Source organism: Proteus sp. G2669, from assembly GCF_009915245.1.
Lineage (GTDB): Bacteria > Pseudomonadota > Gammaproteobacteria > Enterobacterales > Enterobacteriaceae > Proteus.
Genome location: NZ_JAABLX010000042.1, coordinates 12,914 through 35,415, shown reverse-complemented (window position 1 = coordinate 35,415; position 22,502 = coordinate 12,914). Strand labels below are relative to the sequence as shown.

27 protein-coding genes and 8 pseudogenes are annotated in these 22,502 nt (G+C 34.9%); 33 read left to right on the top strand and 2 right to left on the bottom strand.

Annotated features, from left to right (window positions below; all coding sequences use genetic code 11):
* Nucleotides 1–78: 78 nt before the first annotated feature.
* The 18 genes and pseudogenes from GWI68_RS20420 to GWI68_RS11820 form a co-directional block, all read left to right on the top strand.
* A pseudogene (locus GWI68_RS20420) lies at nucleotides 79–548 on the top strand (RHS repeat-associated core domain-containing protein); the annotation flags it as partial.
* A gap of 1,234 nt (nucleotides 549–1,782) precedes the next feature.
* Nucleotides 1,783–2,175: pseudogene (locus tag GWI68_RS20415) on the top strand (RHS repeat-associated core domain-containing protein); the annotation flags it as partial.
* Nucleotides 2,170–2,595, top strand: a complete 426-nt coding sequence (locus tag GWI68_RS20165) for an enterotoxin A family protein (protein ID WP_208105180.1) — start codon at nucleotides 2,170–2,172, stop codon at nucleotides 2,593–2,595. The pseudogene GWI68_RS20415 and the gene GWI68_RS20165, both read left to right, overlap by 6 nt.
* Nucleotides 2,595–2,999: a hypothetical protein gene (locus tag GWI68_RS11875; RefSeq protein WP_166540404.1), complete on the top strand. Its 405-nt coding sequence runs from the start codon at nucleotides 2,595–2,597 to the stop codon at nucleotides 2,997–2,999. Before GWI68_RS20165 ends, GWI68_RS11875 begins: the two co-directional genes overlap by 1 nt.
* 986 nt (nucleotides 3,000–3,985) lie before the next feature.
* Nucleotides 3,986–5,047 (top strand): RHS repeat-associated core domain-containing protein, encoded by a 1,062-nt coding sequence (locus GWI68_RS11870; RefSeq protein ID WP_347877527.1) that lies wholly within the window; start codon nucleotides 3,986–3,988, stop codon nucleotides 5,045–5,047.
* Nucleotides 5,044–5,508 carry a hypothetical protein gene (locus tag GWI68_RS11865; RefSeq protein WP_165122666.1) on the top strand — a complete coding sequence of 155 codons (465 nt, stop codon included), beginning with the start codon at nucleotides 5,044–5,046 and terminating at the stop codon, nucleotides 5,506–5,508. The genes GWI68_RS11870 and GWI68_RS11865 overlap by 4 nt, the downstream gene beginning before the upstream one ends.
* Before the next feature lie 330 nt (nucleotides 5,509–5,838).
* Nucleotides 5,839–6,141, top strand: a complete 303-nt coding sequence (locus GWI68_RS11860; RefSeq protein WP_166540403.1) for a hypothetical protein — start codon at nucleotides 5,839–5,841, stop codon at nucleotides 6,139–6,141.
* Between the two features lie 59 nt (nucleotides 6,142–6,200).
* Nucleotides 6,201–6,737 (top strand): hypothetical protein, encoded by a 537-nt coding sequence (locus tag GWI68_RS11855; RefSeq protein ID WP_166540402.1) that lies wholly within the window; start codon nucleotides 6,201–6,203, stop codon nucleotides 6,735–6,737.
* A 198-nt stretch (nucleotides 6,738–6,935) separates the two neighbouring features.
* Nucleotides 6,936–7,329, top strand: a pseudogene (locus GWI68_RS20585) (RHS repeat-associated core domain-containing protein); the annotation flags it as partial.
* A gap of 418 nt (nucleotides 7,330–7,747) precedes the next feature.
* Nucleotides 7,748–7,978 (top strand): hypothetical protein, encoded by a 231-nt coding sequence (locus GWI68_RS11845; RefSeq protein ID WP_166540401.1) that lies wholly within the window; start codon nucleotides 7,748–7,750, stop codon nucleotides 7,976–7,978.
* A gap of 350 nt (nucleotides 7,979–8,328) precedes the next feature.
* Nucleotides 8,329–8,720, top strand: a pseudogene (locus GWI68_RS20405) (RHS repeat-associated core domain-containing protein); the annotation flags it as partial.
* Between the two features lie 12 nt (nucleotides 8,721–8,732).
* Nucleotides 8,733–9,158 (top strand): zincin-like metallopeptidase toxin domain-containing protein, encoded by a 426-nt coding sequence (locus GWI68_RS20400; protein ID WP_347877528.1) that lies wholly within the window; start codon nucleotides 8,733–8,735, stop codon nucleotides 9,156–9,158.
* The gene (locus tag GWI68_RS11835) at nucleotides 9,158–9,409 is read left to right on the top strand and encodes a hypothetical protein (RefSeq protein ID WP_166540400.1); all 252 of its coding nucleotides are present in this window, start codon (nucleotides 9,158–9,160) and stop codon (nucleotides 9,407–9,409) included. The genes GWI68_RS20400 and GWI68_RS11835 overlap by 1 nt, the downstream gene beginning before the upstream one ends.
* A 276-nt stretch (nucleotides 9,410–9,685) precedes the next feature.
* A complete protein-coding gene (locus GWI68_RS20655; RefSeq protein WP_347877526.1) occupies nucleotides 9,686–9,931 on the top strand; it encodes an RHS repeat domain-containing protein in 246 nt (81 codons plus the stop codon).
* 6 nt (nucleotides 9,932–9,937) lie between these two features.
* Nucleotides 9,938–10,089, top strand: a pseudogene (locus GWI68_RS20650) (Rhs family protein); the annotation flags it as partial.
* 43 nt (nucleotides 10,090–10,132) lie between these two features.
* The gene (locus GWI68_RS20390) at nucleotides 10,133–10,381 is read left to right on the top strand and encodes an RHS repeat-associated core domain-containing protein (RefSeq protein WP_243733366.1); all 249 of its coding nucleotides are present in this window, start codon (nucleotides 10,133–10,135) and stop codon (nucleotides 10,379–10,381) included.
* The gene (locus GWI68_RS11825) at nucleotides 10,311–10,748 is read left to right on the top strand and encodes a hypothetical protein (protein ID WP_166540399.1); all 438 of its coding nucleotides are present in this window, start codon (nucleotides 10,311–10,313) and stop codon (nucleotides 10,746–10,748) included. Before GWI68_RS20390 ends, GWI68_RS11825 begins: the two co-directional genes overlap by 71 nt.
* Nucleotides 10,748–11,233 (top strand): pentapeptide repeat-containing protein, encoded by a 486-nt coding sequence (locus GWI68_RS11820; RefSeq protein ID WP_099074736.1) that lies wholly within the window; start codon nucleotides 10,748–10,750, stop codon nucleotides 11,231–11,233. Before GWI68_RS11825 ends, GWI68_RS11820 begins: the two co-directional genes overlap by 1 nt.
* 24 nt (nucleotides 11,234–11,257) lie before the next feature.
* Here the strand turns inward: GWI68_RS11820 and GWI68_RS11815 are convergent, their stop codons facing one another.
* Nucleotides 11,258–11,497: a SymE family type I addiction module toxin gene (locus GWI68_RS11815; RefSeq protein WP_347877525.1), complete on the bottom strand. Its 240-nt coding sequence runs from the start codon at nucleotides 11,495–11,497 to the stop codon at nucleotides 11,258–11,260.
* 223 nt (nucleotides 11,498–11,720) lie between these two features.
* On the opposite strand from GWI68_RS11815, the pseudogene GWI68_RS11810 reads away from it, so the two are divergent.
* The 3 genes and pseudogenes from GWI68_RS11810 to GWI68_RS11805 all read left to right on the top strand — a co-directional run.
* A pseudogene (locus tag GWI68_RS11810) lies at nucleotides 11,721–12,104 on the top strand (RHS repeat-associated core domain-containing protein); the annotation flags it as partial.
* 108 nt (nucleotides 12,105–12,212) lie between these two features.
* Complete coding sequence (locus GWI68_RS20385; protein WP_243733369.1) at nucleotides 12,213–12,524, top strand: polymorphic toxin type 30 domain-containing protein; 312 nt, start codon at nucleotides 12,213–12,215, stop codon at nucleotides 12,522–12,524.
* Nucleotides 12,525–12,534: 10 nt separating this feature from the next.
* A complete protein-coding gene (locus GWI68_RS11805) occupies nucleotides 12,535–12,939 on the top strand; it encodes a hypothetical protein (protein WP_166540397.1) in 405 nt (134 codons plus the stop codon).
* 222 nt (nucleotides 12,940–13,161) lie between these two features.
* On the opposite strand, the gene GWI68_RS20150 is transcribed toward GWI68_RS11805, so the two are convergent.
* A complete protein-coding gene (locus GWI68_RS20150) occupies nucleotides 13,162–13,332 on the bottom strand; it encodes a hypothetical protein (RefSeq protein WP_208105176.1) in 171 nt (56 codons plus the stop codon).
* A 114-nt stretch (nucleotides 13,333–13,446) separates the two neighbouring features.
* On the opposite strand from GWI68_RS20150, the gene GWI68_RS11800 reads away from it, so the two are divergent.
* From GWI68_RS11800 to GWI68_RS11745, 12 genes and pseudogenes are all read left to right on the top strand, one after another.
* Nucleotides 13,447–14,532, top strand: coding sequence for an RHS repeat-associated core domain-containing protein (locus GWI68_RS11800; RefSeq protein WP_347877524.1), 1,086 nt, complete (start codon nucleotides 13,447–13,449; stop codon nucleotides 14,530–14,532).
* Nucleotides 14,533–14,550: 18 nt separating this feature from the next.
* Entirely contained in the window at nucleotides 14,551–14,994 is a 444-nt protein-coding gene (locus GWI68_RS11795) for a hypothetical protein (protein ID WP_166540396.1), read from the top strand.
* Between the two features lie 412 nt (nucleotides 14,995–15,406).
* Nucleotides 15,407–15,883: pseudogene (locus GWI68_RS20380) on the top strand (RHS repeat-associated core domain-containing protein); the annotation flags it as partial.
* A 338-nt stretch (nucleotides 15,884–16,221) separates the two neighbouring features.
* The gene (locus tag GWI68_RS11780; RefSeq protein ID WP_166540394.1) at nucleotides 16,222–16,917 is read left to right on the top strand and encodes a hypothetical protein; all 696 of its coding nucleotides are present in this window, start codon (nucleotides 16,222–16,224) and stop codon (nucleotides 16,915–16,917) included.
* 403 nt (nucleotides 16,918–17,320) lie between these two features.
* Nucleotides 17,321–17,674, top strand: coding sequence for a hypothetical protein (locus tag GWI68_RS11775; RefSeq protein ID WP_166540378.1), 354 nt, complete (start codon nucleotides 17,321–17,323; stop codon nucleotides 17,672–17,674).
* A complete protein-coding gene (locus tag GWI68_RS11770; protein ID WP_166540407.1) occupies nucleotides 17,617–17,937 on the top strand; it encodes a hypothetical protein in 321 nt (106 codons plus the stop codon). The genes GWI68_RS11775 and GWI68_RS11770 overlap by 58 nt, the downstream gene beginning before the upstream one ends.
* Before the next feature lie 7 nt (nucleotides 17,938–17,944).
* Complete coding sequence (locus GWI68_RS11765; protein WP_166540393.1) at nucleotides 17,945–18,289, top strand: hypothetical protein; 345 nt, start codon at nucleotides 17,945–17,947, stop codon at nucleotides 18,287–18,289.
* Nucleotides 18,290–18,343: 54 nt separating this feature from the next.
* Nucleotides 18,344–18,727 (top strand): RHS domain-containing protein, encoded by a 384-nt coding sequence (locus tag GWI68_RS20645; RefSeq protein ID WP_347877523.1) that lies wholly within the window; start codon nucleotides 18,344–18,346, stop codon nucleotides 18,725–18,727.
* 210 nt (nucleotides 18,728–18,937) lie between these two features.
* Nucleotides 18,938–19,234, top strand: coding sequence for a hypothetical protein (locus GWI68_RS20370; RefSeq protein ID WP_243733372.1), 297 nt, complete (start codon nucleotides 18,938–18,940; stop codon nucleotides 19,232–19,234).
* Nucleotides 19,215–20,315 (top strand): ankyrin repeat domain-containing protein, encoded by a 1,101-nt coding sequence (locus GWI68_RS11755; RefSeq protein ID WP_166540392.1) that lies wholly within the window; start codon nucleotides 19,215–19,217, stop codon nucleotides 20,313–20,315. The genes GWI68_RS20370 and GWI68_RS11755 overlap by 20 nt, the downstream gene beginning before the upstream one ends.
* Nucleotides 20,316–20,538: 223 nt before the next feature.
* Nucleotides 20,539–21,366 (top strand): annotated as a pseudogene (locus GWI68_RS11750) (RHS repeat-associated core domain-containing protein); the annotation flags it as partial.
* 8 nt (nucleotides 21,367–21,374) lie between these two features.
* Complete coding sequence (locus GWI68_RS11745; RefSeq protein ID WP_166540391.1) at nucleotides 21,375–22,172, top strand: hypothetical protein; 798 nt, start codon at nucleotides 21,375–21,377, stop codon at nucleotides 22,170–22,172.
* Nucleotides 22,173–22,502 lie beyond the last annotated feature (330 nt).

Below are 22,502 nucleotides of genomic sequence, written 5' to 3'. Positions count from 1 at the left end.
TAAAGTGGTCGATAATCGCCCTATTCCCCTCCCCCCAATTCACCCTTTAAAAATAAACGTATTCAGCGTATTGATAACCTGTGGTCTGGCGACCAAATGGTGCAAGAAACCCCGATTTACGCCGATGGCACACCGGCTTATGACGCTCAAATTCAGTGGCTTTATCAACCCGACGAAATTACTCCAACAGCGCGTCATCAACGTAGAAAGTTGCATTATGTCGTCACCGACCATCAAGGTACACCGCGCGAAATCTTTAGCGAAAAAGGGATTGTTAGTTAGGCTGGACGGTTAAATACCTGGGGACAAATGGCCTCTTGGCAATCCCATGATGATTATGCTGATAACGACCCCAATATACCGACTGTCATTTTCGGTTTGCGGGGCAATATGAAGATAAAGAAAGTGGCTTGTATTACAATCGCTTTCGCTACTATGATAAGGATACAGGGCAATATATTTCACCTGACCCTATCGGATTATTAGGTGGCTTTAATCCGTATGGGTACGTGCATTGTCCAACGGGGTGGATTGATCCGTTTGGGTTAATTCCTTGTCCCCCTAAGTTTAGTGAAAATTTTGATAAAAAATTGAAAAAACACGCTCAAGATATATATGAAACTTCAAGAAGATTAGGAGTTACTGTTGTAAAAGGTGATAAGGATGGTATGAAAAATTTCATTCTATCCATTGTTAATGATGATAAAAATTTAGTTAATCCTAATTTTAAATGGAACACAATTGAATCAACAAGAATTTATGTTAAAGGTGATGCTATTGTATTGATAAATAATTCTACAAATGAAATTTTGACATTTCTTCATAAGAACAGAATATCACCTTACTTACAGGAGGCTATAAAATGAAACAAGAAAAATTCCATCACTCGTTTTTAAAAAAAATATCTACACTTTTTTTCTTAAAAAAATAACAAATATTATTTTTATTAATGATGAAGAAGGCGAAAATATAGATAACGTATTATTTTTTGAAATTAATTCAAAAAATGTTGTTGGATTTTATAAAAACGATAGCAACCCCTTCGTTACCAGAGAAAAAATAAATGAACTTGATAGCTTCAACTTATATTCAACCTATAAAGAATTACATGAAATAAAGAAAATAATCACACCTTCATTTATAGTGGAAAATATAAAATTATTTTTTAACTCAAATTACAATGAAATAATAGCAATTTACTTAGCTTCAAAGAATTTTGAATCATCTTTATTTATTATATTTTCAGAAGATGAAATTAATTTATATATTAATGAAAGAAAAAACCTAGATGAAATAATAAAAAACAATTTAATACAATTAAGAAATAAAGAATTTCTAGTGTTAGAAAAAAATACAAAAAATAAACAAAATACAATTAAAGGATTTTTATAGATTATCCAATAAATAAAACACTCATCTTTATTATTAACTCGATGTATATAAAATTATAAATCTCAGTCTAATTATAATGCAATTTGTGTTATTTAGATTGAGTATAGCATTCCAGAACATATGATAATGGGGAAAAACTGGATTATCTATAACGCGCTGGACGGGGAACGGAATCTCTTTTACAGTCATTGCACGATAATCCACTTCAACCGCCAATATCGATGATGCTCGCTGGAACCGTACACAATATCGCTATAACACCAACGACCAAATTGTTGAAACCTAATACAGCAACCAGTTTGAACACCAAAGTGAGAAGTTTCAGTACGATAGCAACCTCAATATCACCGAGCACCAGTTTATTTCGTCTATCAACACGGTTTTCGAGCGATTTACCAACCCAATGAAATCACCCCAACAGCTCGTTATCAACGTGGAAAACTGCATTATGTCGTCACTGACCATCAAGGCACGCCACGAGAAATCTTTAGCGAAAAAGGCATTGTCAGCTGGGCAGGACGGTTAAATACCTGGGGACAAATGGCGTTTTGGCAATCTCATGATGATTATGCCGATAACGACCCAGAATACACTGAATGTCATTTTCGTTTTGCCGGTCAATATGAAGATAAAGAAAGTGGCTTGTATTACAATCGCTTTCGCTACTATGATAAGGACACCGGGCAATATATTTCACCTGACCCTATCGGATTATTAGGTGGCTTTAATCCGTATGGGTACGTACATTGTCCGACTGGGTGGGTTGATCCGTTTGGGTTGGCGGATGGTCAGGAAAATAAAGGAGGAATAACATACAGAGGTGATACTCGTGGCCCAGAAGAACTTTTTAATGAAGGTTTTAAACCATGGGGCTCAAGTACTGATTTACGTAAACATACGCTTGATACCGAAAATCCCCCTAGCAATTTTGTTAGTACATCTACCCCTGAAGGTGTAGCGGCTGAATTTGCCTCATCATTTTATACAGAAGAAGGATTTATTTATATTGTAAAAGATAAACGAGGAATTGGTATCGATGTAAATAAAGCTTTAGGTACCTATTCACCTCATATGAAAGAAGTTGAAATAGCATTCCTTGGAGGTATAAAATTAGAAAATATATTAGGAGTAACGCCTGTTGATAAAAATAGGGATTACTTAAGCCACACAATTTTAAATCCAAATATTTATGGTAAAAAATAATGAAAAAGAGACAAGTAAGTATAAAAATAATATTTAAAAATAAAGAAGAAACTGCAAATCTAGATCTAATTTCCACAGAAAAACGGGAATGTTTTATAAAAATATCAATTAACAATAACTATTATGGGGAATTTTATGGCAATGACTTTTTTTCATGTTTTTCAAAACTACGAACCAAATTAAGTAATATTACTTTTTTATGTAAAGGAGCAAAATTAAGTGTATATCCATCTGGAATGTCACGAGATATGTCTTTAGGTATAGCAGCTTATGATCATAAAATGGGGAAGCAAGCTACCAGAGAAGATCTAGTTAATATTTTCGATTTTGAGGATAAAGATGTTGATTTCTCATCAGATGAACAGCGTAAATATTATTATGACTGGGCTGATTCATTGATGTAATATAATCGTAGCAACTTAAAATATGGCATTTTATCATTCAATAATCTCTATGTAACATAGGTCTGCCGTTACTATGCTATGCTTAATACCAAATTTAATGACTTTTTATCAGCTCTCTAGCAACGCCAAGCCATAGATTAATATTTGCCTATAAAAATAAAATGAAGTAATAACTTATTTTAAGTATAATCTGTAACAATATTATTACTATTGACACCTTTGATTGAAATGGATATTCATTTCCTATTTTATTAAAACAGGACAACTATAATTAGGTTTTACATTCAAAAATTTGTAGCGAACATTATAAAAAATGCAACCACATAAAAATAATAATTTTTATGTCCTATCTCTCACATTTAACAAATTTAAATGTAAGCTTTACATAACATTGCATCATGATGATGACAAAAATCTCATATATGAGAATGAAAATAAATTGCAAAAAAATTAATCTAATTGATGAAGATATACACACTGAAAACACTTTGGCAATATAAAAATTAAGTTAATAAAATAAGCATTATTAACTATCACCCTCAAACATTATCATTGTTTGAATAGTTCATAATAAGCCAGAAATTCTTCCAATCTTCTGGTTTATTCATTTTTTAGAGTTGCAAAAATTACTCTTTAGCCGCTGATATATTCAGCCATTAGCTTACGTATTGTATGTTTAATTTCATTCAATTACGCTTGTTGCTATTAAAAGCGATGATGCTCGCTGGAACCGTACACAATACCGCTATAACGCCAACGACCAAATTGTTGAAACCCAATACAGCAACCAATTTGAACGCCAAAGCGAAAAATTTCAGTACGATAACAACCTGAACATCACAGAGCATCAGTTTATCCCGCCTGATGCGCAAGGTGCGTTTTTACAACTGGCACAACAGCAACAAAAAGGCCGTGTCACTCGCCGTATCACCGCCAAAGGTTATCAAGATTATCACTACGATATTAATGGTCGATTAACCCAAAAAGTGGTTCATCAACACGGTTTTCGAGCAAAAACGTGGTATTACCAATGGAATACGCTTAATCAACTTATTGCCTGTTTTAACCCTGAAGGGGAATGCTGGCGTTACACTTACGATGCTTTTGGGCGACGCCTCAGTAAAAGTAAGGTGGTCGATAATCGCCCTATTACACCGCCCAATTCACCCTTTAAAAATAAACGTGTTCAGCGTGTTGATTACCTGTGGTCTGGCGACCAAATGGTGCAAGAAACCCCGATTTATGCCGATGGTACTCCCGCTTATGATCCGCAAATTCAGTGGCTTTATCAACCTGGTGAAATTACCCCAACAGCCCGTTATCAACGTGGAAAACTGCATTATGTCGTCACTGACCATCAAGGCACACCACGCGAAATCTTTAGCGAAAAAGGCATTGTCAGCTGGGCAGGACGTTTAAATACCTGGGGACAAATGGCCTTTTGGCAATCGAATGATGATTATGCCGATAATGACCCTGAATATACCGAATGTCATTTTCGTTTTGCCGGACAATATGAAGATAAAGAAAGTGGCTTGTATTACAATCGCTTTCGCTACTATGATAAGGATACAGGGCAATATATTTCGCCTGATCCTATCGGATTATTAGGTGGCTTTAATCCGTATGGGTATGTACATTGTCCAACGGGTTGGGTAGATCCGTTTGGGTTAAGTGGAACGTCGAAACTTGATGGCTCTTCAGGTGAAGATAAAACCCGATTCTTGATTGATTCAAAAGGACAAGTTCTAGATATTGAATATTTTAGAAACTTGAAATTTAATGGGCAAATTCTTGATGCTGGGCGAGGTGGAGGCAAGTTACCTATGATGGGTGAACCTGCTACATACTCTAAAACTACAGGTGGACATATCATTATTTTTGGTCCTGATGGTCGCCGAATTGCAGATATAAGTAAAGAAAGAATAAAAATAGTTGAATGGAATCGCTCACCCAAAGGACAATATTTTATTCGAACGGGTAGTGATACAAAATTTGCAGGTAGAGAAATACCTAATGAAATAAAAAAATTATGGGGATTAGAATGAAATTACATAAAAGCATAGTGTCTAATAAACTTATTGGTCAGTTCCCGTCTGATTTTCCAACAGAACTTAGCTTAACCAACTTTGTAGCGAATTGTGTTGGACTAGAAGCAGTTATTGCCTGCTCTGCGTTATTTTGCCCCGAAATCATAGAAATAGATGGCGTTATTTATCGAAGTGAAAATAATGACCAAAAAGTATACCCAAATGACTCATATGGAACAGATAAAAAAACATTAGAAATGGCAAGTAATGTTTTTCCAATTAGTCAGTTTTTTTTGATGGAAAATGATAAAGCTAGTGATGACTATATGCTGATAACTGTATTTAGTGAAGTTATTAAGTATTTCTGGAATATTAGATTAAAAAGCCTATACCCAAATAAAATATTTGAATTCATTATTACGGATGATGGTTTATATGGCGAAGAAGGATTTTGTATGACCTTTTATGAAGTTGAATAACTTTAGTCAGCTAGAAGAACCTAGAATCTTCTGGCTTCATTATTTTTAAGAGTCCATGCAATTTTTAGGAACTGATAACTTCCAACATTAACTTACGTATTGTTATCAGTTTCTGTTGTTAACTTTATAATCTAATTATATTCATATATCTTAGTAATTCAATACCAAGCAATTATTTAATAAAAATAGAATACCTTCTTACTTACAATAGTCCATAAAATGAAACAAGAAAAAATTCATCACTTTTTTTTAAAAAATATCTACATTTTTCCTTAGAAAAAACAACAAATATTATTTTTATTAATGATGAAGAAGGCAAAAATATAGATAATGTATTATTTCTTGATATTGATTCAAAAAATATTGTTAGATTTTATAAGTCAAAATACCACTTTAAATATCAGTATTGGAGATACAAAGCATGCTGAATATTTTAAAAGTATTAGGGGTGAAGATATTGAAACTGTTTCATTTGAAATACCTAATTGGCTCAATGAATTTATTAAAGAAAATGCTATTCAGCAAAGAAATTATAAAATAAATCCATTATACCAAAAAGGACTTGCACCTAAAATAGTAGATCCAACAACTCCTGTTGATTCATACGAATTTCCTAGTGTATGGGCAAAATAGTTAGAAGAAAATGCAATTCCAGGTTCAGGTAAAATAAAAAAATAGATTAAGGTATTTATATGTTAGAAGAAAGTAACGATTTATTATCAGATGATAATGTTATTGTAGCAATAAAATATAAAAATTTGATTACTTGGTATCAAGCTGATAGAGAAATATGGATAATGGATAGATATAAATGGAATAAAGATTTTATCGATAAAAATATAACTTGTTCTGAAGATAATGCAGATGATAGATTTGGTATTCTGGTTATTAATGATAAAAATAAAGTAGATTTTATTAAAAATCTTTCTCCCTTTAGACTTGATGATGAAAAATTAGAAGTTATACAAAATAAAATAAAAGAATCATCTTCTTGGTGGGAAGCTCATGATATATTTCCAATTGCATTTATTGATTTTGATTCAAAAAAATTAAGTGCATGTTATCCATATCCGGGAAATGTACCTATTGAAAGGTATGTTCCAGATGATTGGAAAGGTGAATTTACTGATTTTATGCGTAATCTAGATAAAAAAATTCTACCTAGAAATAAAAAATATTGGATAATTAATAATATTGACTATTTAGAAAAGTTTTCATCGTTACATTAATTATATCCCCGTATAACGGGGATTTTTACTAATCAAATATCCTCCTTACCTAATTAATATTATTTTTCATTAAATTCAGGTAAGTCTACTATTTATTCTTCCACTATTTAAGAGTTTTATATATTTTTTCGCTCTTGATTTACCTTCAATTAAATCCAGTTTTCTTGCTCTCTGATATATTTTTAAATATAAATTTCATTAACCCCAGAATCCCGTTATCAACGCGGAAAACTGCACTATGTCGTCACTGACCATCAAGGCACGCCACACGAAATCTTTAGCGAAAAGGCATTGTTAGCTGGGCAGGACATTTAAATACCTAGGGACAAATAGCATTTTGGCAATCTCACGATGATTATGCCGATAACGACCCGAATATACCGACTGTCATTTTCGGTTTGCCGGACAATATGAAGATAAAGAAAGTGGCTTGTATTACAATCGCTTTCGCTACTATGATAAGGATACAGGGCAATATATTTCGCCTGATCCTATCGGATTATTAGGTGGCTTTAATCCGTATGGGTATGTGCATTGTCCAGTTGGGTGGATAGATCCGTTTGGGTTAAGCGCTACTTCTTCAATTAGAGAAAATGTTCTCAATAATATTGCTGAAAACAAAGCTGCAAGAGAGTCATCTAACTTTATTAAACCTGTCCAAACTCCGTGGGGACCTGCGATCCAATCTGGAACACCTGAAGCTCTTGCTGCCAGAGCAAAAGTAGAGAATGGAGCCACTCTGTACCGAATAGGAACAACAGGAAGAAGTGAAACTACGGGTGCTCAATTCTGGGCTTTAGAACACCCATATAACCCAGGATATGCAAGCAGGTATGGAATTCCTCAAGAAAATATCACAAGAAGTAATTTTATTATGACTGCGGAATTAAAACCTGGTTCTAACTTTGTAACTCGTCCTGCACCTGGTATAGGTGAAAATATTGGTGGGGGTATTGAAGTAGTAGTGCCTCCTGACGCTATTAAAATGAAAACATTTAGCATATTTTAAAATGAAAATTGACATCTATACAGAATCTAGAAAGTTAGCCACTATTTTAGAAGCAAAAGGATTACATCAATATCACGAGACCATTATTGATGCTATTGAATATAGTTCGACTGCAACTGAAATTTTAATGAAACTTCAATTTATACTAAAAATCATAAATAACAATATATTAGATGAAAGTGATAAAGAACTAATTGAAGAAATCCTAAGCCATATTAATCATTCATTATAATTAATACGATAAGCCAGAAGATCTTTCAATCTTCTGGCCTCTTCGTTTTTAAGAATCACTCAGTTTACCCTTTAGACGCTTACATACTCAACCATCAGCTCACGCATGAAATTTTTTTATTTCACTCAATTGCGTTTGCTGTTGGTAGTTTTATTGTTTAATAATTTGAATGTCTTAATTACAATAATATAGCTCATATCTAAATTTATTTATTTTAACTATAGCTCTTTTCTCTTCATAAGATATCGACGATGCCAGTTTGAACGCCAAAGTGAGAAGTTTCAATACGATAACAACCTCAATATCACCGAGCACCAGTTTATTCTGTCTATCAACACAGTTTTCGGGCGATTTACCAACCCAATGAAATCACCCCACAGCCCGTTATCAACGTGGAAAACTGCATTATGTCGTCACTGACCATCAAGGCACTCCACGCGAAATTTTTAGCGAAAAAGGCATTGTTAGCTGGGCAGGACGATTAAATACCTGGGGGCAAATGGCGTTTTGGCAATCCTATGATGATTATGCCGATAACGACCCTGAATATACCGAATGTCATTTTCGTTTTGCCGGACAATATGAAGATAAAGAAAGTGGCTTGTATTACAATCGCTTTCGCTACTATGATAAGGACACTGGGCAATATATTTCGCCTGACCCTATCGGATTATTAGGTGGCTTTAATCCGTATGGGTATGTGCATTGTCCTACTGGGTGGGTTGATCCGTTTGGGTTAAGTGGAACGTCAACAATAGACCATATTGGAGATGGAAGGCCCGTTAGTGGACATACTGGATATTTAAATAGCCCTAGACTTTCTAGACGAGAGCTAATAGATATCCGGAATGAATTGAACGAATTAGGTATAAATTTCGTGAGAAATGCCAATAAACACTTACCACCTCAAGCTCGAGGCGGGTTTGATTATACAACAGGAACCGTTTACGTGAAAAGAGGTGCAACGCGTTATGAAGCATTTCATGAAATGACGCATGCAAAGCAATACGCGGCTATTGGTAAAGAGGCCTATATCGCTTTGGGCACTTATGCAAGAGAATCTCATGTGTTTAACACGATTATAGGAAATAGAACAATATTTTCTTCAGCAGAGCTTAAACATGCCATTGGTTATATGAGATACCTTAAGAGTAAATATTTTAGAGGAGCAATAAACTAATGCTTATTAAAAAGCGTAGTAATAATGATGCTATTCAAATAGCTAGAGATACATTAGCTCGAAATAAAATATCATATGATACTAAAACATTAGATATTAACTATGATAAAAAATTGAATTTTGAACATAATAAAAAATCAGGATGGTTAATCTCTGCTAAATTAAATGTTCCTGATTCCTTTGAACCAAATATGATTTTTATCGCTGTAGCAGAGGACGATGAAGAAGTTTATATCCCTGATATGCTATAGAACTTGATATAATAAGAACTATAACTTAAATCATAAAGTTGCCTGCTTTGATGTATATTTAAAAATCAAAGCAAGTAAATACCTATATATTACTCAATAACTCGCTCCTACAATCACAACATAGTCGCACTCTGTTACCACTACTGTTGCTAGTTTTGTTACTTAATGGCTATTCAATCTTCACTATTGAGTATCAATACAAAACAATCATTTAAAAACTTCACCGTAAAAACATAGCTCACATCTAAATTTGATTACGATCTATTAACCCAAAAAGTGGTTCATCAACACGGTTTTCGAGCAAAAACATGGTATTACCAATGGAATACGCTTAACCAACTTATCGCCTGTTTTAATCCTGATGGGGAATGTTGGCGTTACACTTACGATGCCTTTGGGCGACGACTCAGTAAAAGCAAGGTAGTCGATAATCGCCCTACGCCACCTTTAAGCTCTCCCTTTAAAAATAAACGTGTTCAGCATGTTGATTACCTGTGGTCTGGCGACCAAATGGTGCAATAAACCCCGATTTATGCCGATGGCACACCCGCTTATGACGCTCAAATTCAGTGGCTCTATCAACCCGGCGAAATCACTCCCGCAGCACGTTATCAACGTGGAAAACTGCATTATGTCGTCACTGACCATCAAGGCACGCCACGCGAAATCTTTAGCGAAAAAGGCATTGTTAGTTGGGCAGGACGGTTAAATACCTGGGGACAAATGGTATTTTGGCAATCACATGATGATTATGCCGATAATGACCCAGAATACACTGAATGTCATTTTCGTTTTGCAGGTCAATATGAAGATAAAGAAAGTGGTTTGTATTACAATCGCTTTCGCTACTATGATAAGGACACAGGGCAATATATTTCACCAGACCCCATAGGATTATTAGGTGGCTTTAATCCATATGGGTATGTGCATTGTCCAACTGGGTGGGTTGATCCGTTTGGCTGGGTGGGTTGATCCGTTTGGCTTGGCGGGTGGTCAGGGGAATAAAGGAGAGCCAAAAACCACAATAACGAAAGGAATAGATGTAACCTCTGAGGTCATCCAGAGCGCCTTAAAAGGTGATACTATGCAAACAGCTCAAGGGTCCGTTTCTTTACCTATGGTTCAACGCTATGTGGATCGATTAGCGAAAGGAGATGTTGCTCCACCAATAAAAGTTGATGGCAATATTATTGTTGAAGGAAATCATAGATATGTTGCAGGTAAGGTATTTGGTAAATTGCCTGAAACAGTACCTGGAACATTATCTCCTAGTCAGGCCGCACGTGTTAAACCAATGTCTGAAACTAAAGTTGATAGTTTTGATTGGGGAGGTAAGTAATGGTGCAAATCCAGTTTGAATCAACAGAGGCAATCAGAGAGATAAACGTAAATAGTTTAGATGGTTTTGATTTTACTAATGATTTATTACATACGGCCATTTTTGAAAAGTTTTCATTAAAAAGAGCCATCTTTAAACAAGCTAATTTACGTGGTGCAAACTTTGCCTATTGCTTATTAGATGAAGCTAACTTCACTAATTCATTATTGATGAACTCTAATTTTATGGAAGCTTCTATGGTAAATGCAATATTAGTAGATTCCAAACTTGCAGGCGCCTTCTTTTTAAATGCTAATTTAAAAAATGCAAATCTTAGTGGTGCTGACTTATTTGCTACAAATATGAATGGTGCGAACTTGAAAGGTGCAAATATGAATGTGAGTAGAATCAGTGATGCTACCTTTGTTAATGCAGAATATGACAATGATACAATGTGGCCTGATGATTTTTCTCCTATAAAGGCTGGTGCTAGACTTACTATGTGACCACATCATATCTATTTAACATCCCTATTCGATAACCAACGCCTGCAAGCGCAGCTTAATCTCTCTCAGTTGCGCTTGCTGTTGTTGGTTTTGTTGTTTTATTGCTCTGGTCTCTTCGCTGTCCAGTATCAAAACCAAACAGCTGTTTAAGATTTTGACGGTAAACGTAAAGCCAGTCTCAAAACCTGCCGCTTTTAGCCAGTGCCCTGTTAGATGAATTCCGTTCGAAAGTGTGCTTTTGTTGCCATTTTGGGAATAGCCCACAGTGTAGTGCATCTCGATTTTCGAGTACTTTATTTCAAGTCACACAATTTTTTTAATGCCCTCCTGTTTTCTCTTTTTCTTACATGATCGCGATATTTAATACACAGACGATCACATCATGATTTTCTACTATTCTACTTACTAACCGATTACAACTACTATCCTCCCCCAAACCCGCTTTGGTGAACGTGAGCTTAACTATGCTTTTGATCAACTCCATTAACTGGCCCCCACAGCCCGTTATCAACGTGGAAAGCTGCATTATATCGTCACTGACCATCAAGGCACCCCACGAGAAATCTTTAGCGAAAAAGGCATTGTCAGCTGGGCTGGACGGTTAAATACCTGGGGGCAAATGGCGTTTTGGCAATCCCATGATAATTATGCCGATAACGACCCAGAATACACTGAATGCCATTTTCGTTTTGCCGGACAATATGAAGATAAAGAAAGTGGCTTGTATTACAATCGCTTTCGCTACTATGATAAGGACACCGGGCAATATATTTCACCTGACCCTATCGGATTATTAGGTGGCTTTAATCCGTATGGGTATGTGCATTGTCCAACTGGGTGGGTTGATCCGTTTGGGTTGGAAGGGTGTCCTAAATGGGATTCAAACGCAAAACGATGGCGTGATAGCTCAACAGGTAAATTCATAAAAGGAAGTGATGCTCTAGAAAATGCCTCACCTCAAGAAATCTTCAATTACGCTATGAGCCGACAAGGAATACCTTCAGGACAATACCCTACTCAATTTAAAGAGGTCTTTACCGGTGGTAATTATAAATATGAAGTGAGAGCCCACGGGATAAACTTAAATGCACCGCCAGGAAGTAATTCTGCAGTAGGCCCTATATATCGAATAGCCCGTAGTAAACAAGGCATTAACCCTACTACAAAACAAGGTTATGGATGGGAACAAATTGATCATAATGGAAATTGGCATCATACATCAATATTGAAACCAAATAGTCCCAATTACAACCCAATTGCAGCTAATAATACACATATACCTATACCATAGGAGAAGATATATGACTAAAGACTACGATTTGATTAACTCGATCAAAAATCATACATGGAATGCTCCTTGGTTAGATTTTTCTATATTTTCTTATGAAAAAGAAAAATTGATAATAGTAGCAAGTGATGATTTTTCTTATTATCACAATATGGAAATAAGGATAGACTTTCCAATATACATGCAAGGATATATGGAATGGAGCAGTGATATATCAGATGTCTTTATTAAAGCAAATATTGAGTCAAATAAAGAAGATATAGAAAATAACACCATTAATAGCTTAACTTTCTTTTCAGAAAATAAGCAAATGTTTACTATTATTGCAAAATCATTTTCAGTCAATTTTGATACCGTTTTTTATTATAAAAGAGAAAATCTATTACCGCAGCAAAGGCTAGCCTACTGGATTAAATAATTTTAAATTTGATGAACCAAGAAGGATTGCTTTCAACCTACTACTTTATATTTATCTAAAGCATTCTTAGCTTAGTGCACTACGCTAAGAATGCCGACTGTTGTTTAATCGCTCGAATAGATTCACCATCAGATATCAATATAAAACAACCATCTAAAATCTTCATTGTAACAATATGGCTCATATCTAAATTTGCTTATTTTAGCCGTGGCTCTTTTCTCTTCATAAAATATCGATGATGCGCGTTGGAACCGCACACAATACCGCTATAACGCCAACGACCAAATTGTTGAAACGCAATACAGCAATCAGTTTGAACGCCAAAGCGAGAAGTTTCAGTACGATAGCAATCTCAATATCACAGAGCATCAGTTTATTCCATCTGATGCACAAGGTGCCTTTTTACAACTGGCACAACAGCAACAAAAAGGCCGTGTCACTCGCCGTATCACCGCCAAAGGTTATCAAGATTATCACTACGATATTAATGGTCGATTAACCCAAAAAGTGGTTCATCAACACGGTTTTCGAGCAAAAACGTGGTATTACCAATGGAATACGCTTAACCAACTTACCGCCTGTTTTAATCCTGATGGGGAATGTTGGCGTTACACTTACGATGCCTTTGGGCGACGACTCAGTAAAAGCAAGGTAGTCGATAATCGCCCTACGCCACCTTTAAGCTCTCCCTTTAAAGATAAACGCGTTCAGCGTGTGGATTACCTGTGGTCGGGCAACCAGATGGTGCAAGAAACCCCGCTTTATGCCGATGGCACCCCTGCTTATGATCCGCAAATTCAGTGGCTCTATCAACCCAATGAAATCACTCCCACAGCCCGTTATCAAAGCGGAAAATTGCATTATGTCGTCACTGACCATCAAGGCACCCCACGAGAAATCTTTAGCGAAAAAGGGATTGTAAGCTGGGCGGGACGGTTAAATACCTGGGGGCAAATGGCGTTTTGGCAATCTCATGATAATTATGCCGATAACGACCCAGAATACACCGAATGTCATTTTCGGTTTGCCGGACAATATGAAGATAAAGAAAGTGGCTTGTATTACAATCGCTTTCGCTACTATGATAAGGACACCGGGCAATATATTTCGCCAGACCCTATCGAATTATTAGGTGGCTTTAATCCGTATGGGTATGTGTATTGTCCAACGGGTTGGGTAGATCCGTTTGGGTTGTCAGGGACGTCGAAGCTTGATAATGAGAATATTAGCCCTGTAGATAAACATTATATTCCTCGTGATGCAAATGGCAGACCAACACCTTTAGATAAGCAAAGGGTCAATGGGCAAGATATTCCTTTACCAGATCCTATGGCGGAAGGTAGAGCTCATACTGTTTTAGGTGGGAAAATAAGTAGCGAAAATGGTCAGTTATATAGACAATCAGCCACCTTCCCATCATCAACTTGGCCGACAGCAAATGGTAAGCCAGTCCCGTTCAGTGAAGTACATTGGGGCGATCACGGTTCCCCTCAATTTCATACGAATCCACATCAGCATATGTTTTTATATGAAGATAAATTTGGGTGGAAGCGACAGAATCAAGTACCTTATTACCCACTAAAACATAACTAATTATTAGCAGAGATAATTATGGAAATATATTTTTCTATTTTACTTAAAAAAAGTTTAAATCTAAAAGAGTTAAATTTAAATGAAGAATTAGTTTATTGGGGAGAACAATCTTTCTCTCAGGAGCCAAAAGTATTTAAATGGGAAACTTTAATTACATTAACCCAGTATGAGTGCGAGGGTTTTGTTATTGATTATATCTTTAGTAAGACATTGAATTTAAATGACTTTTATTCATATAAATTAGAATTAAAAAATACTTCTAAAGATATTAATACCATTATTAATTTTTTGAAAATGATAAACAAAAATTTAAATGAGTGGTACTTTTTGACATTTAATGAGGATTATGAATCTTACACACATAAAACCATAATAAATGAAAAAGATATACTCATTTCATTAGGTGAACTCTCAAATAATGAGTTCAGAAAAAATCTTGTTCTAATGAAGAGAAAAATATAAGCAAGCCAGATATTTCAATAATTCTGACTTACTCATTATTAAGAGCTGTTCAGTTTACAGTCTTTAGCCGCTAAGATAATCAGCCATTAGCTCACGCCTCGTGTGCCATATTGTGCTCGGTTGCGCTTGCTGTTGTTGATTCTGTTGCTTTATCGCTCGAATGTCTTCGCTGTCAGGCATCAATACCAAACTATCGTTTAAAATCTTCACTGTGAACGTGAAACTGGCCTCAAAACCTGTGCCCTTTAACTAATGCCCTGTTCAGTGGATTGTGAGTAGTGAACCGATTTTACTCCCACTCTGGGCATATCCCATCATGTAAAACACTCCGTTTTTGAGGAAGGAGTATTTACCACTCAATTTTACTTAGAATGCATCTTAATCATAGTAACTACCCCTAGTTGTACTTGATTACCTATGTTCTGGCGACCTGATGGTGCAAGAAACGCCAGTTTATGCTGATGGCACACCTGCTTATGATCCGCAAATTCAGTGGCTCTATCAACCCGGCGAAATTACCCCAACAGCACGTTATCAACGTGGAAAACTGCATTATGTCGTCACTGACCATCAAGGTACCCCGCGAGAAATCTTTAGCGAAAAAGGGATTGTTAGTTAGGCTGGACGTTTAAATACCTGGGGACAAATGACGTTTTGGCAATCTCATGATGATTATGCCGATAACGACCCAGAATACACTGAATGTCATTTTCGTTTTGCCGGTCAATATGAAGATAAAGAAAGTGGCTTGTATTACAATCGCTTTCGCTACTATGATAAGGACACCGGGCAATATATTTCACCTGACCCTATCGGATTATTAGGTGGCTTTAATCCGTATGGGTATGTGCATTGTCCAACTGGGTGGGTTGATCCGTTTGGGTTGGCGGGTGAGGATTGTGATAAGCTTCTTGCTACTCTTAAAAATACTCCCAAAAAAGATCTCCCTAAACCTAATGAGCTTGAAGCTTTAAATAATGCTGTTAATGATATTTTTGATGGTAAAGGCATCCCTCGTGTTGACCCTAAAACTGGAAAACAAAAAATTTTTGGTGGGATGTTAGAAAACGGACAAAAAGTAGATAAATGGAAAGGTGGTCTAGAATGGGAAATAATCCCTGGTAATAATAGATTAAGATTAGTAACAAAGGATTTAGGTGATGGGAGAATTATGATCGGATTTGGTTACCCTCACTGGGCTAGAATTTTTGATGTGGTAATAAAATAATGAATAATTTGTACTATCTATATGATGATCTAGGAAACACTATTTTTACTAGTCACGATTTTATTGAATGCTATGATTTCTCAGATATTGGTTATTCATATTTATTTTTATTCACTGAGGTATCAATTCAAAATAAAAACTATTTATATGATAAAAAAATTTTTACATTAAGAAGCAAATTATTTCACAATAGATTAAATATATCATTTTCAGTAAAAAAAGTAATTTCACATGATAATATTTTATACTTGTATATAGGTGATTTAAGTTCTGGTATATACAAAATTGGAACAATGTCTTTTTTAAAGTCTAGAAAAAATGATATTGGAAGAATTTGGTTAGATATGAAAGGTGATAAGAAAAAAATATATCTCTCAGCCAGTTACCTCATAAACGGAGATAATCTCATTATGAAAAAAAATAATATAATTATAGAAGGTAAATATATAAATGATTATTATTCTTTTTACTGTGAACTAGGTTACTCCTTTATTGGTCAATTTGGTTATATGGGTGATAGCTTTTATGCACTTGAAGACTACCTTTCTCAACTAAACCAAATAAATGTAATATGGAAGGATAGCGAGTTATCGCTGAAGAATATTGATAATACTATGCCTGATGGATATATAGGTAGATCAGCACATGACTTAGTTTCAATTCTAAGAGAGTATTGTAATTTAACTCTCGAATAATATACTTATAAAAATAATATTTCTTATATTTTATATTATCATGATGACTCCAAGAGATAAAACTTAGAGTCATTGGAGTTAATATTCATTTTTTCTAAATAACTTATCTTACTGAGTATATATTTGAATAAAAATATCTAAAAAAATAGACACACTAATTAAATCGACAGCCTGTGGTCTGGCGACCAAATGGTGCAAGACCCCCCCGATTTACGCCGATGGCACTCCCACTTATGACGCTCAAATTCAGTGGCTTTATCAACCCGACGAAATTACTCCCACAGCCCGTTATCAACGTGGAAAACTGCATTATGTCGTCACTGACCATCAAGGTACGCCACACGAAATCTTTAGCGAAAAAGACATTGTTAGCTGGGCAGGACGGTTAAATACCTGAGGGCAAATGGCGTTTTGGCAATCTCATGATGATTATGCCGATAATGACCCAGAATACACCGAATGCCATTTTCGGTTTGCCGGACAATATATTTCGCCAGACCCCATTGGATTATTAGGGGGCTTTAATCCGTATGGGTATGTACATTGTCCAACGGGATCGGTTGATCCGTTTAGGTTGGCGGGAACATCACAAGTAACCAAAAACAAATTACCGCAAGGAATGACACAAACCGAATTTGATAATTTTTCTAATGCTTTGAAAAATGCCATAAAGAAAATTTACCAGATGGCCAGCTATATATCCACGGTAGCAGGGCAAAGGGAACAGCAATACTCGGTCAGTCCGATATTGATATAATGCTTGTTATAAGTGATAGGGAATTTGGCTGTTTTGCCGCGAAGATAATAGCAGAAAGTAGCGGAAGAACTCAGAAAAATATAGTAAAAACTTTTAGTGACCAACAAAGAATAAATGGCTGGGGAATTTCTAAAACATTTGAAGCTACTATTTGGGATCATGTTTTCCCTACCCTTCCTAAAGGGGAATTTTCTAAAGTTCAAGTTTCAATTATGACTGAGAAACCACCATTTAATACAGGCCCATACATAAAAATTGAATAAATAATATATGAACATTGACATCAGCTTTGCAATCGCAATCCAATCAGACTTAGAAGGAAAAGAACTAATTGATTTTATATCAGAAATAGTTTCTCCATCCGATAGAATAACAGCTCTAGTAATTAAAGGTATGAATAACCGATTTATTTTGGAAAAAAACTGGTCTTATGATCCAAAAAAAATTAATTTACATGATGGTTGGTTGTACTATCGCTATGAGTTATCAGTATATCCTATAAACAATACATCGTTGAATAAACAGAAAACACTAGCTACCTTATTAATATCTAGTTTAAGAAATTATAATATAAAAGCTGAACTAATATGTGATGATGATTTTGAAGAGAAATGAGTATTATATTACCTAAATTTCAGGTGCCGTTAAGAGTGGGTTTACTAATCCTAAATGAGTACAACATACCACCCGTCTATGGGAAGGCTTGCGATTATTAAGCACGGCATTGACATGCTCTATATCTATGAAGATGTGGGCAGTTACTCTCCCTTAGCGCGCGTTAATGCCTTAAAAAATAAACAAACTGTTTTTTATTTTCATTGTCAGCCTAATGGTTTACCTGATGCGTTAGTTGATGGTAACGGTGATATTCAATGGCAAGCTCGCTTCACCTCTTGGGGTAAAACAGAAATTGAATTAGGAGAGTTTCATTATTATCCCCAAAATCGTGATCAAAACTTACGTTTTCAGGGGCAATATCTCGATAGAGACAAATTTGTCGGGAACAAATTTGAACAGCATTTACGCTGGCCCGTAGGGCGAGTATCAGGATGATACGAGTATTCAGGTTTACACTATAATACCTTTCGCTATTATGATCCTGATATTGGTCGATTTACCCAGCATGACCCGATAGGGTTAGCTGGTGGGTTAAATCTGTATCAATATGCACCCAATGGATTAGTGTGGGTTGATCCTTGGGGTTGGGAAAAATGCCGTTTATCTAAAGAAGATCTAGAAAAACTAGGGTCCGCACCTGACGGAATGAAAAACCCACATAGACACCATAAAGTTAGAGAGAATGCACCTTCAAATTGGTCTAAAAAAAATCGAGATTATATACTCCAAGCACAAGATGTTCTTAAATACTATGGCATTGATCTAAATACAGATTTAAGAAATTTCACTTGGGCTAGAAATGGTGGTGGTGCTCATACAATAAAAGCGGCACAACATGTTCACGAAAAAATAATAACTGCGGCACCTCAAGGAAAAAATGCTGTAGAGGAAGCTTTAAATAAATTGGGAGAGGAAATGCGACGTGACATATTCTTTAAGTAATAATTTTAATATTTATCAAATTATTGATGATGAAGATACTCATCTTATTACAACATTTTTTGAGGATGGAAAACTAACACTGAATACTATTTTTCTAGGAAACTCATTATTACATTTAGCTATAAATAAAGGTAGTAAAAAACTTTGCAACTTCTTAATAAAAAAAGGTATTGATGTAAATATATTAGATGATAACAATTTCACTCCATTAATAAATTCTAGTTTTAATGGTTATTTCGAAATAACAGATATCCTAATAAAAAATAAAGCATGGGTTGATGGAGATCCTCGAGGGATCACTACACCATTAATTGAGGCATCATGTGGTGGTCATTTAGACATTGTCAAATTACTTATCAAATCAGGCGCAGAGATTAACCGCTTACAGATGAATTTTAATCGTACTGCTTTAGATCTCGCTATATCCTATGGGCATACCGATGTTGCTCAATATTTACAATCGATAGGAGGACGAAAAGCATTCGAAGAAATGCAAGCTGGCGTCATTGAAGGCGATGGTATTCTCTCCCATATTTATAAAAATGTTGGCCCTATTCTAACTGATGAATATTGTTCTGATAATATTAGGTTAATGACATCATGGGTAGGAAATGGTAATTACCATAAATTATTTTTTACCTTCGGCAATTTTAAAAGATTACCTCACACTGAATTTTTAATCTGCTTGCCTTATAATTGGCCAATTAATCGGGCAATACTCCAAAGTAATTACAAAGATAATTTCCCAATGAAGTTACTTTTCTCACTCTCTGAATATTATAAAAAAAGTGAAATCATTAAAGAAGGTTTCATTTTAGATAAAAATGACGAGCAATGGAAACACCTTCATTGGCCTGATGAAATCGATGCACTCGTTACCGTTGATTATTCCTTCGATCATCAAGAAAAAGAAATATCTATTCCTGAAGATGAAGAGGTTAATTTATTACTATTAATCCCAATGAAATATACTAAAACAGGAAAACCAGATGGGGACAAATTAGAAAAATGGCTAAAGAGAAAAAGAACAGCATCATGGAAAAGTATTTCATTTAAAAATGATTGGCTCTCAGATAAATAATTTATTTTTTATTTATAAAATAGGCATTGTATTAACAATGCCTTTATAATAATTAATCAAGATATACAATAAAAACCCAAAAGTATTATAATAAAAAAGTGAGTGTTAATATTCTATCTATAATATTCATAATTCAATAACTAAATAAAAATAAATACGCTAATATCCCCTTTCTTCATTTTTAGATCCTCCCTTTAAAAATAAACGTATTCAGCGTGTTGATTACCTGTGGTCTGGTGACCAGATGGTGCAGGAAACTCCGATTTATGCCGACGGCACACCGGCTTATGATCCGCAAATTCAGTGGCTTTATCAACCCGGCGAAATTACTCCAACAGCCCGTTATTAACGTGGAAAACTGCATTATGTCGTCACTGACCATCAAGGTACCCCGCGAGAAATCTTTAGCGAAAAAGGGATTGTTAGTTAGGCTGGACGTTTAAATACCTGGGGACAAATGACGTTTTGGCAATCCCATGATGATTATGCAGATAACGCCCCCGAATATACCGAATGTCATTTTCGGTTTGCCGGACAATATGAAGATAAATAAAGTGGCTTGTATTACAATCGCTTTCGCTACTATGATAAGGACACAGGGCAATATATTTCGCCAGACCCCATCGGATTATTAGGTGGCTTTAATCCGTATGGGTATGTGTATTGTCTAACGGGTTGGATAGGTCCGTTTGGGTTGGCGGGTTGTCCAATTAGAGAAGTAATAGCTAACAAATTAGCAATGAGTGGTCAATTTAAAGCTATTTATTTAAATAGATCATATTCTTTTGCTTTAGGAAAAAGAATATCTGCAAGACGCCCCGATGTTATGGCTATTGATATACACGATAAAATTCATGCCATAGAATTAGCTTTCAAAACAGACATAGGAACAAAGTTACCATTGCTTACATCACGAAATCATGAGGTAATAAGTAAGTTACCAAATAAAAAACAAGGGGAAATCCTTATTCTTGAGCATGAATATAAGCATAAAGATATAAAAGAGATATTAGATAAATTAATTCTGGATATATTAAGAAATAATAATTAGGAGAAAAAATGTACTCAGGAATCGCTTTATACAATACTGAAAAATTGAATTCAAAAAATGCTCTTGATTTAGCTGAAACCTTTTTTAAAATTTTCAATCTAATAATAACATCAGCAGGATATTACAAAAAGATAGAATATGGTGCATATAAAGGTGAGCATGATATAGTTATGGGTTCACTTTCAGATTTAAAGAAAAAAATAGAAGAAAACAATACTATTTCATTTAGAATATATTCAGAAAAAAACGATATAAAACCATGGCATGCTTCTTTTGGTTATACAACAGAGCAACTTCTAGGGTTTTCTTATATTGATATCCAATACCCATCTATATGCAATGAATCCAAACTCATTACTAAATATATTAACTCATTCGACCCTAATATAACTTTTTCATATGGAATTAATTATTCTTGTGAAAAGGTTACTACAGCATTTTACTATGCAACAGATACTAATTTATCAAGCATATATCTTTATGAAAAAACGTCATTATTTGAAGAGGAATGTCCTGGTAGATTTAAAGGAAAAGCTAGATACAAAGCCTCTATGTTAAGAATGGCCTATCCAGCTAATATTATTAACTCAAATCACCTTTATATTATTATTAATAATATAACTTTAAAAGAATGGATTTTCAATAATAAAAAAAATGGTTCTATAATAAAAATGAAGAATAATATGTGGTTATGGTTAGTTGATAGTAATCAAATTGACAGAATTAATAAAACTCTTGGTGAAACTGGAGTTTTAATATCATGGTCACCACTGCATTTAGAAAAGAAAAAACGAAAATTACCATAACCATAACTATAACTATAACTATAACTATAACTATTTAAAAGTATGTTATTTTAATTTTAAAAGAATATAAATTAACTATCATAAATTATGGTTATTCCTATAAACACTATAAAAAACCTAATCAATATATTATTATTAGCAGGCTTTAATCCGTATGGGTATATGCATTGTCTGGTAGGATTTATTGATCTGTTTGGGTTGGCAAAATGTCCTTATGCAAAATTGGCATCAAAGCTCCAAAAAAGGGAAAATTAGGAAAAAGCACCTAAGATCGCCCCAAAAAAAGTATTTCCTAAAGGTTATCGCGGTAGATTGTCTGAAGAATGAGTT

Coding starts and splice junctions, on each gene's coding strand:
- GWI68_RS11835 (WP_166540400.1), top strand. CDS start 9,158: ATGCTTATTAAAAAGCGTAGTAATAATGATGCTATTCAAATAGCTAGA.
- GWI68_RS11865 (WP_165122666.1), top strand. CDS start 5,044: ATGAAATTACATAAAAGCATAGTGTCTAATAAACTTATTGGTCAGTTC.
- GWI68_RS11875 (WP_166540404.1), top strand. CDS start 2,595: ATGAAAAAGAGACAAGTAAGTATAAAAATAATATTTAAAAATAAAGAA.
- GWI68_RS20390 (WP_243733366.1), top strand. CDS start 10,133: ATGGTATTTTGGCAATCACATGATGATTATGCCGATAATGACCCAGAA.
- GWI68_RS11845 (WP_166540401.1), top strand. CDS start 7,748: ATGAAAATTGACATCTATACAGAATCTAGAAAGTTAGCCACTATTTTA.
- GWI68_RS11855 (WP_166540402.1), top strand. CDS start 6,201: ATGTTAGAAGAAAGTAACGATTTATTATCAGATGATAATGTTATTGTA.
- GWI68_RS11795 (WP_166540396.1), top strand. CDS start 14,551: ATGGAAATATATTTTTCTATTTTACTTAAAAAAAGTTTAAATCTAAAA.
- GWI68_RS20385 (WP_243733369.1), top strand. CDS start 12,213: ATGAGCCGACAAGGAATACCTTCAGGACAATACCCTACTCAATTTAAA.
- GWI68_RS20645 (WP_347877523.1), top strand. CDS start 18,344: ATGAGTACAACATACCACCCGTCTATGGGAAGGCTTGCGATTATTAAG.
- GWI68_RS11765 (WP_166540393.1), top strand. CDS start 17,945: ATGAACATTGACATCAGCTTTGCAATCGCAATCCAATCAGACTTAGAA.
- GWI68_RS20370 (WP_243733372.1), top strand. CDS start 18,938: ATGAAAAACCCACATAGACACCATAAAGTTAGAGAGAATGCACCTTCA.
- GWI68_RS11805 (WP_166540397.1), top strand. CDS start 12,535: ATGACTAAAGACTACGATTTGATTAACTCGATCAAAAATCATACATGG.
- GWI68_RS11745 (WP_166540391.1), top strand. CDS start 21,375: ATGTACTCAGGAATCGCTTTATACAATACTGAAAAATTGAATTCAAAA.
- GWI68_RS11780 (WP_166540394.1), top strand. CDS start 16,222: ATGAATAATTTGTACTATCTATATGATGATCTAGGAAACACTATTTTT.
- GWI68_RS11860 (WP_166540403.1), top strand. CDS start 5,839: ATGTATTATTTCTTGATATTGATTCAAAAAATATTGTTAGATTTTATA.
- GWI68_RS11775 (WP_166540378.1), top strand. CDS start 17,321: ATGGCGTTTTGGCAATCTCATGATGATTATGCCGATAATGACCCAGAA.
- GWI68_RS11820 (WP_099074736.1), top strand. CDS start 10,748: ATGGTGCAAATCCAGTTTGAATCAACAGAGGCAATCAGAGAGATAAAC.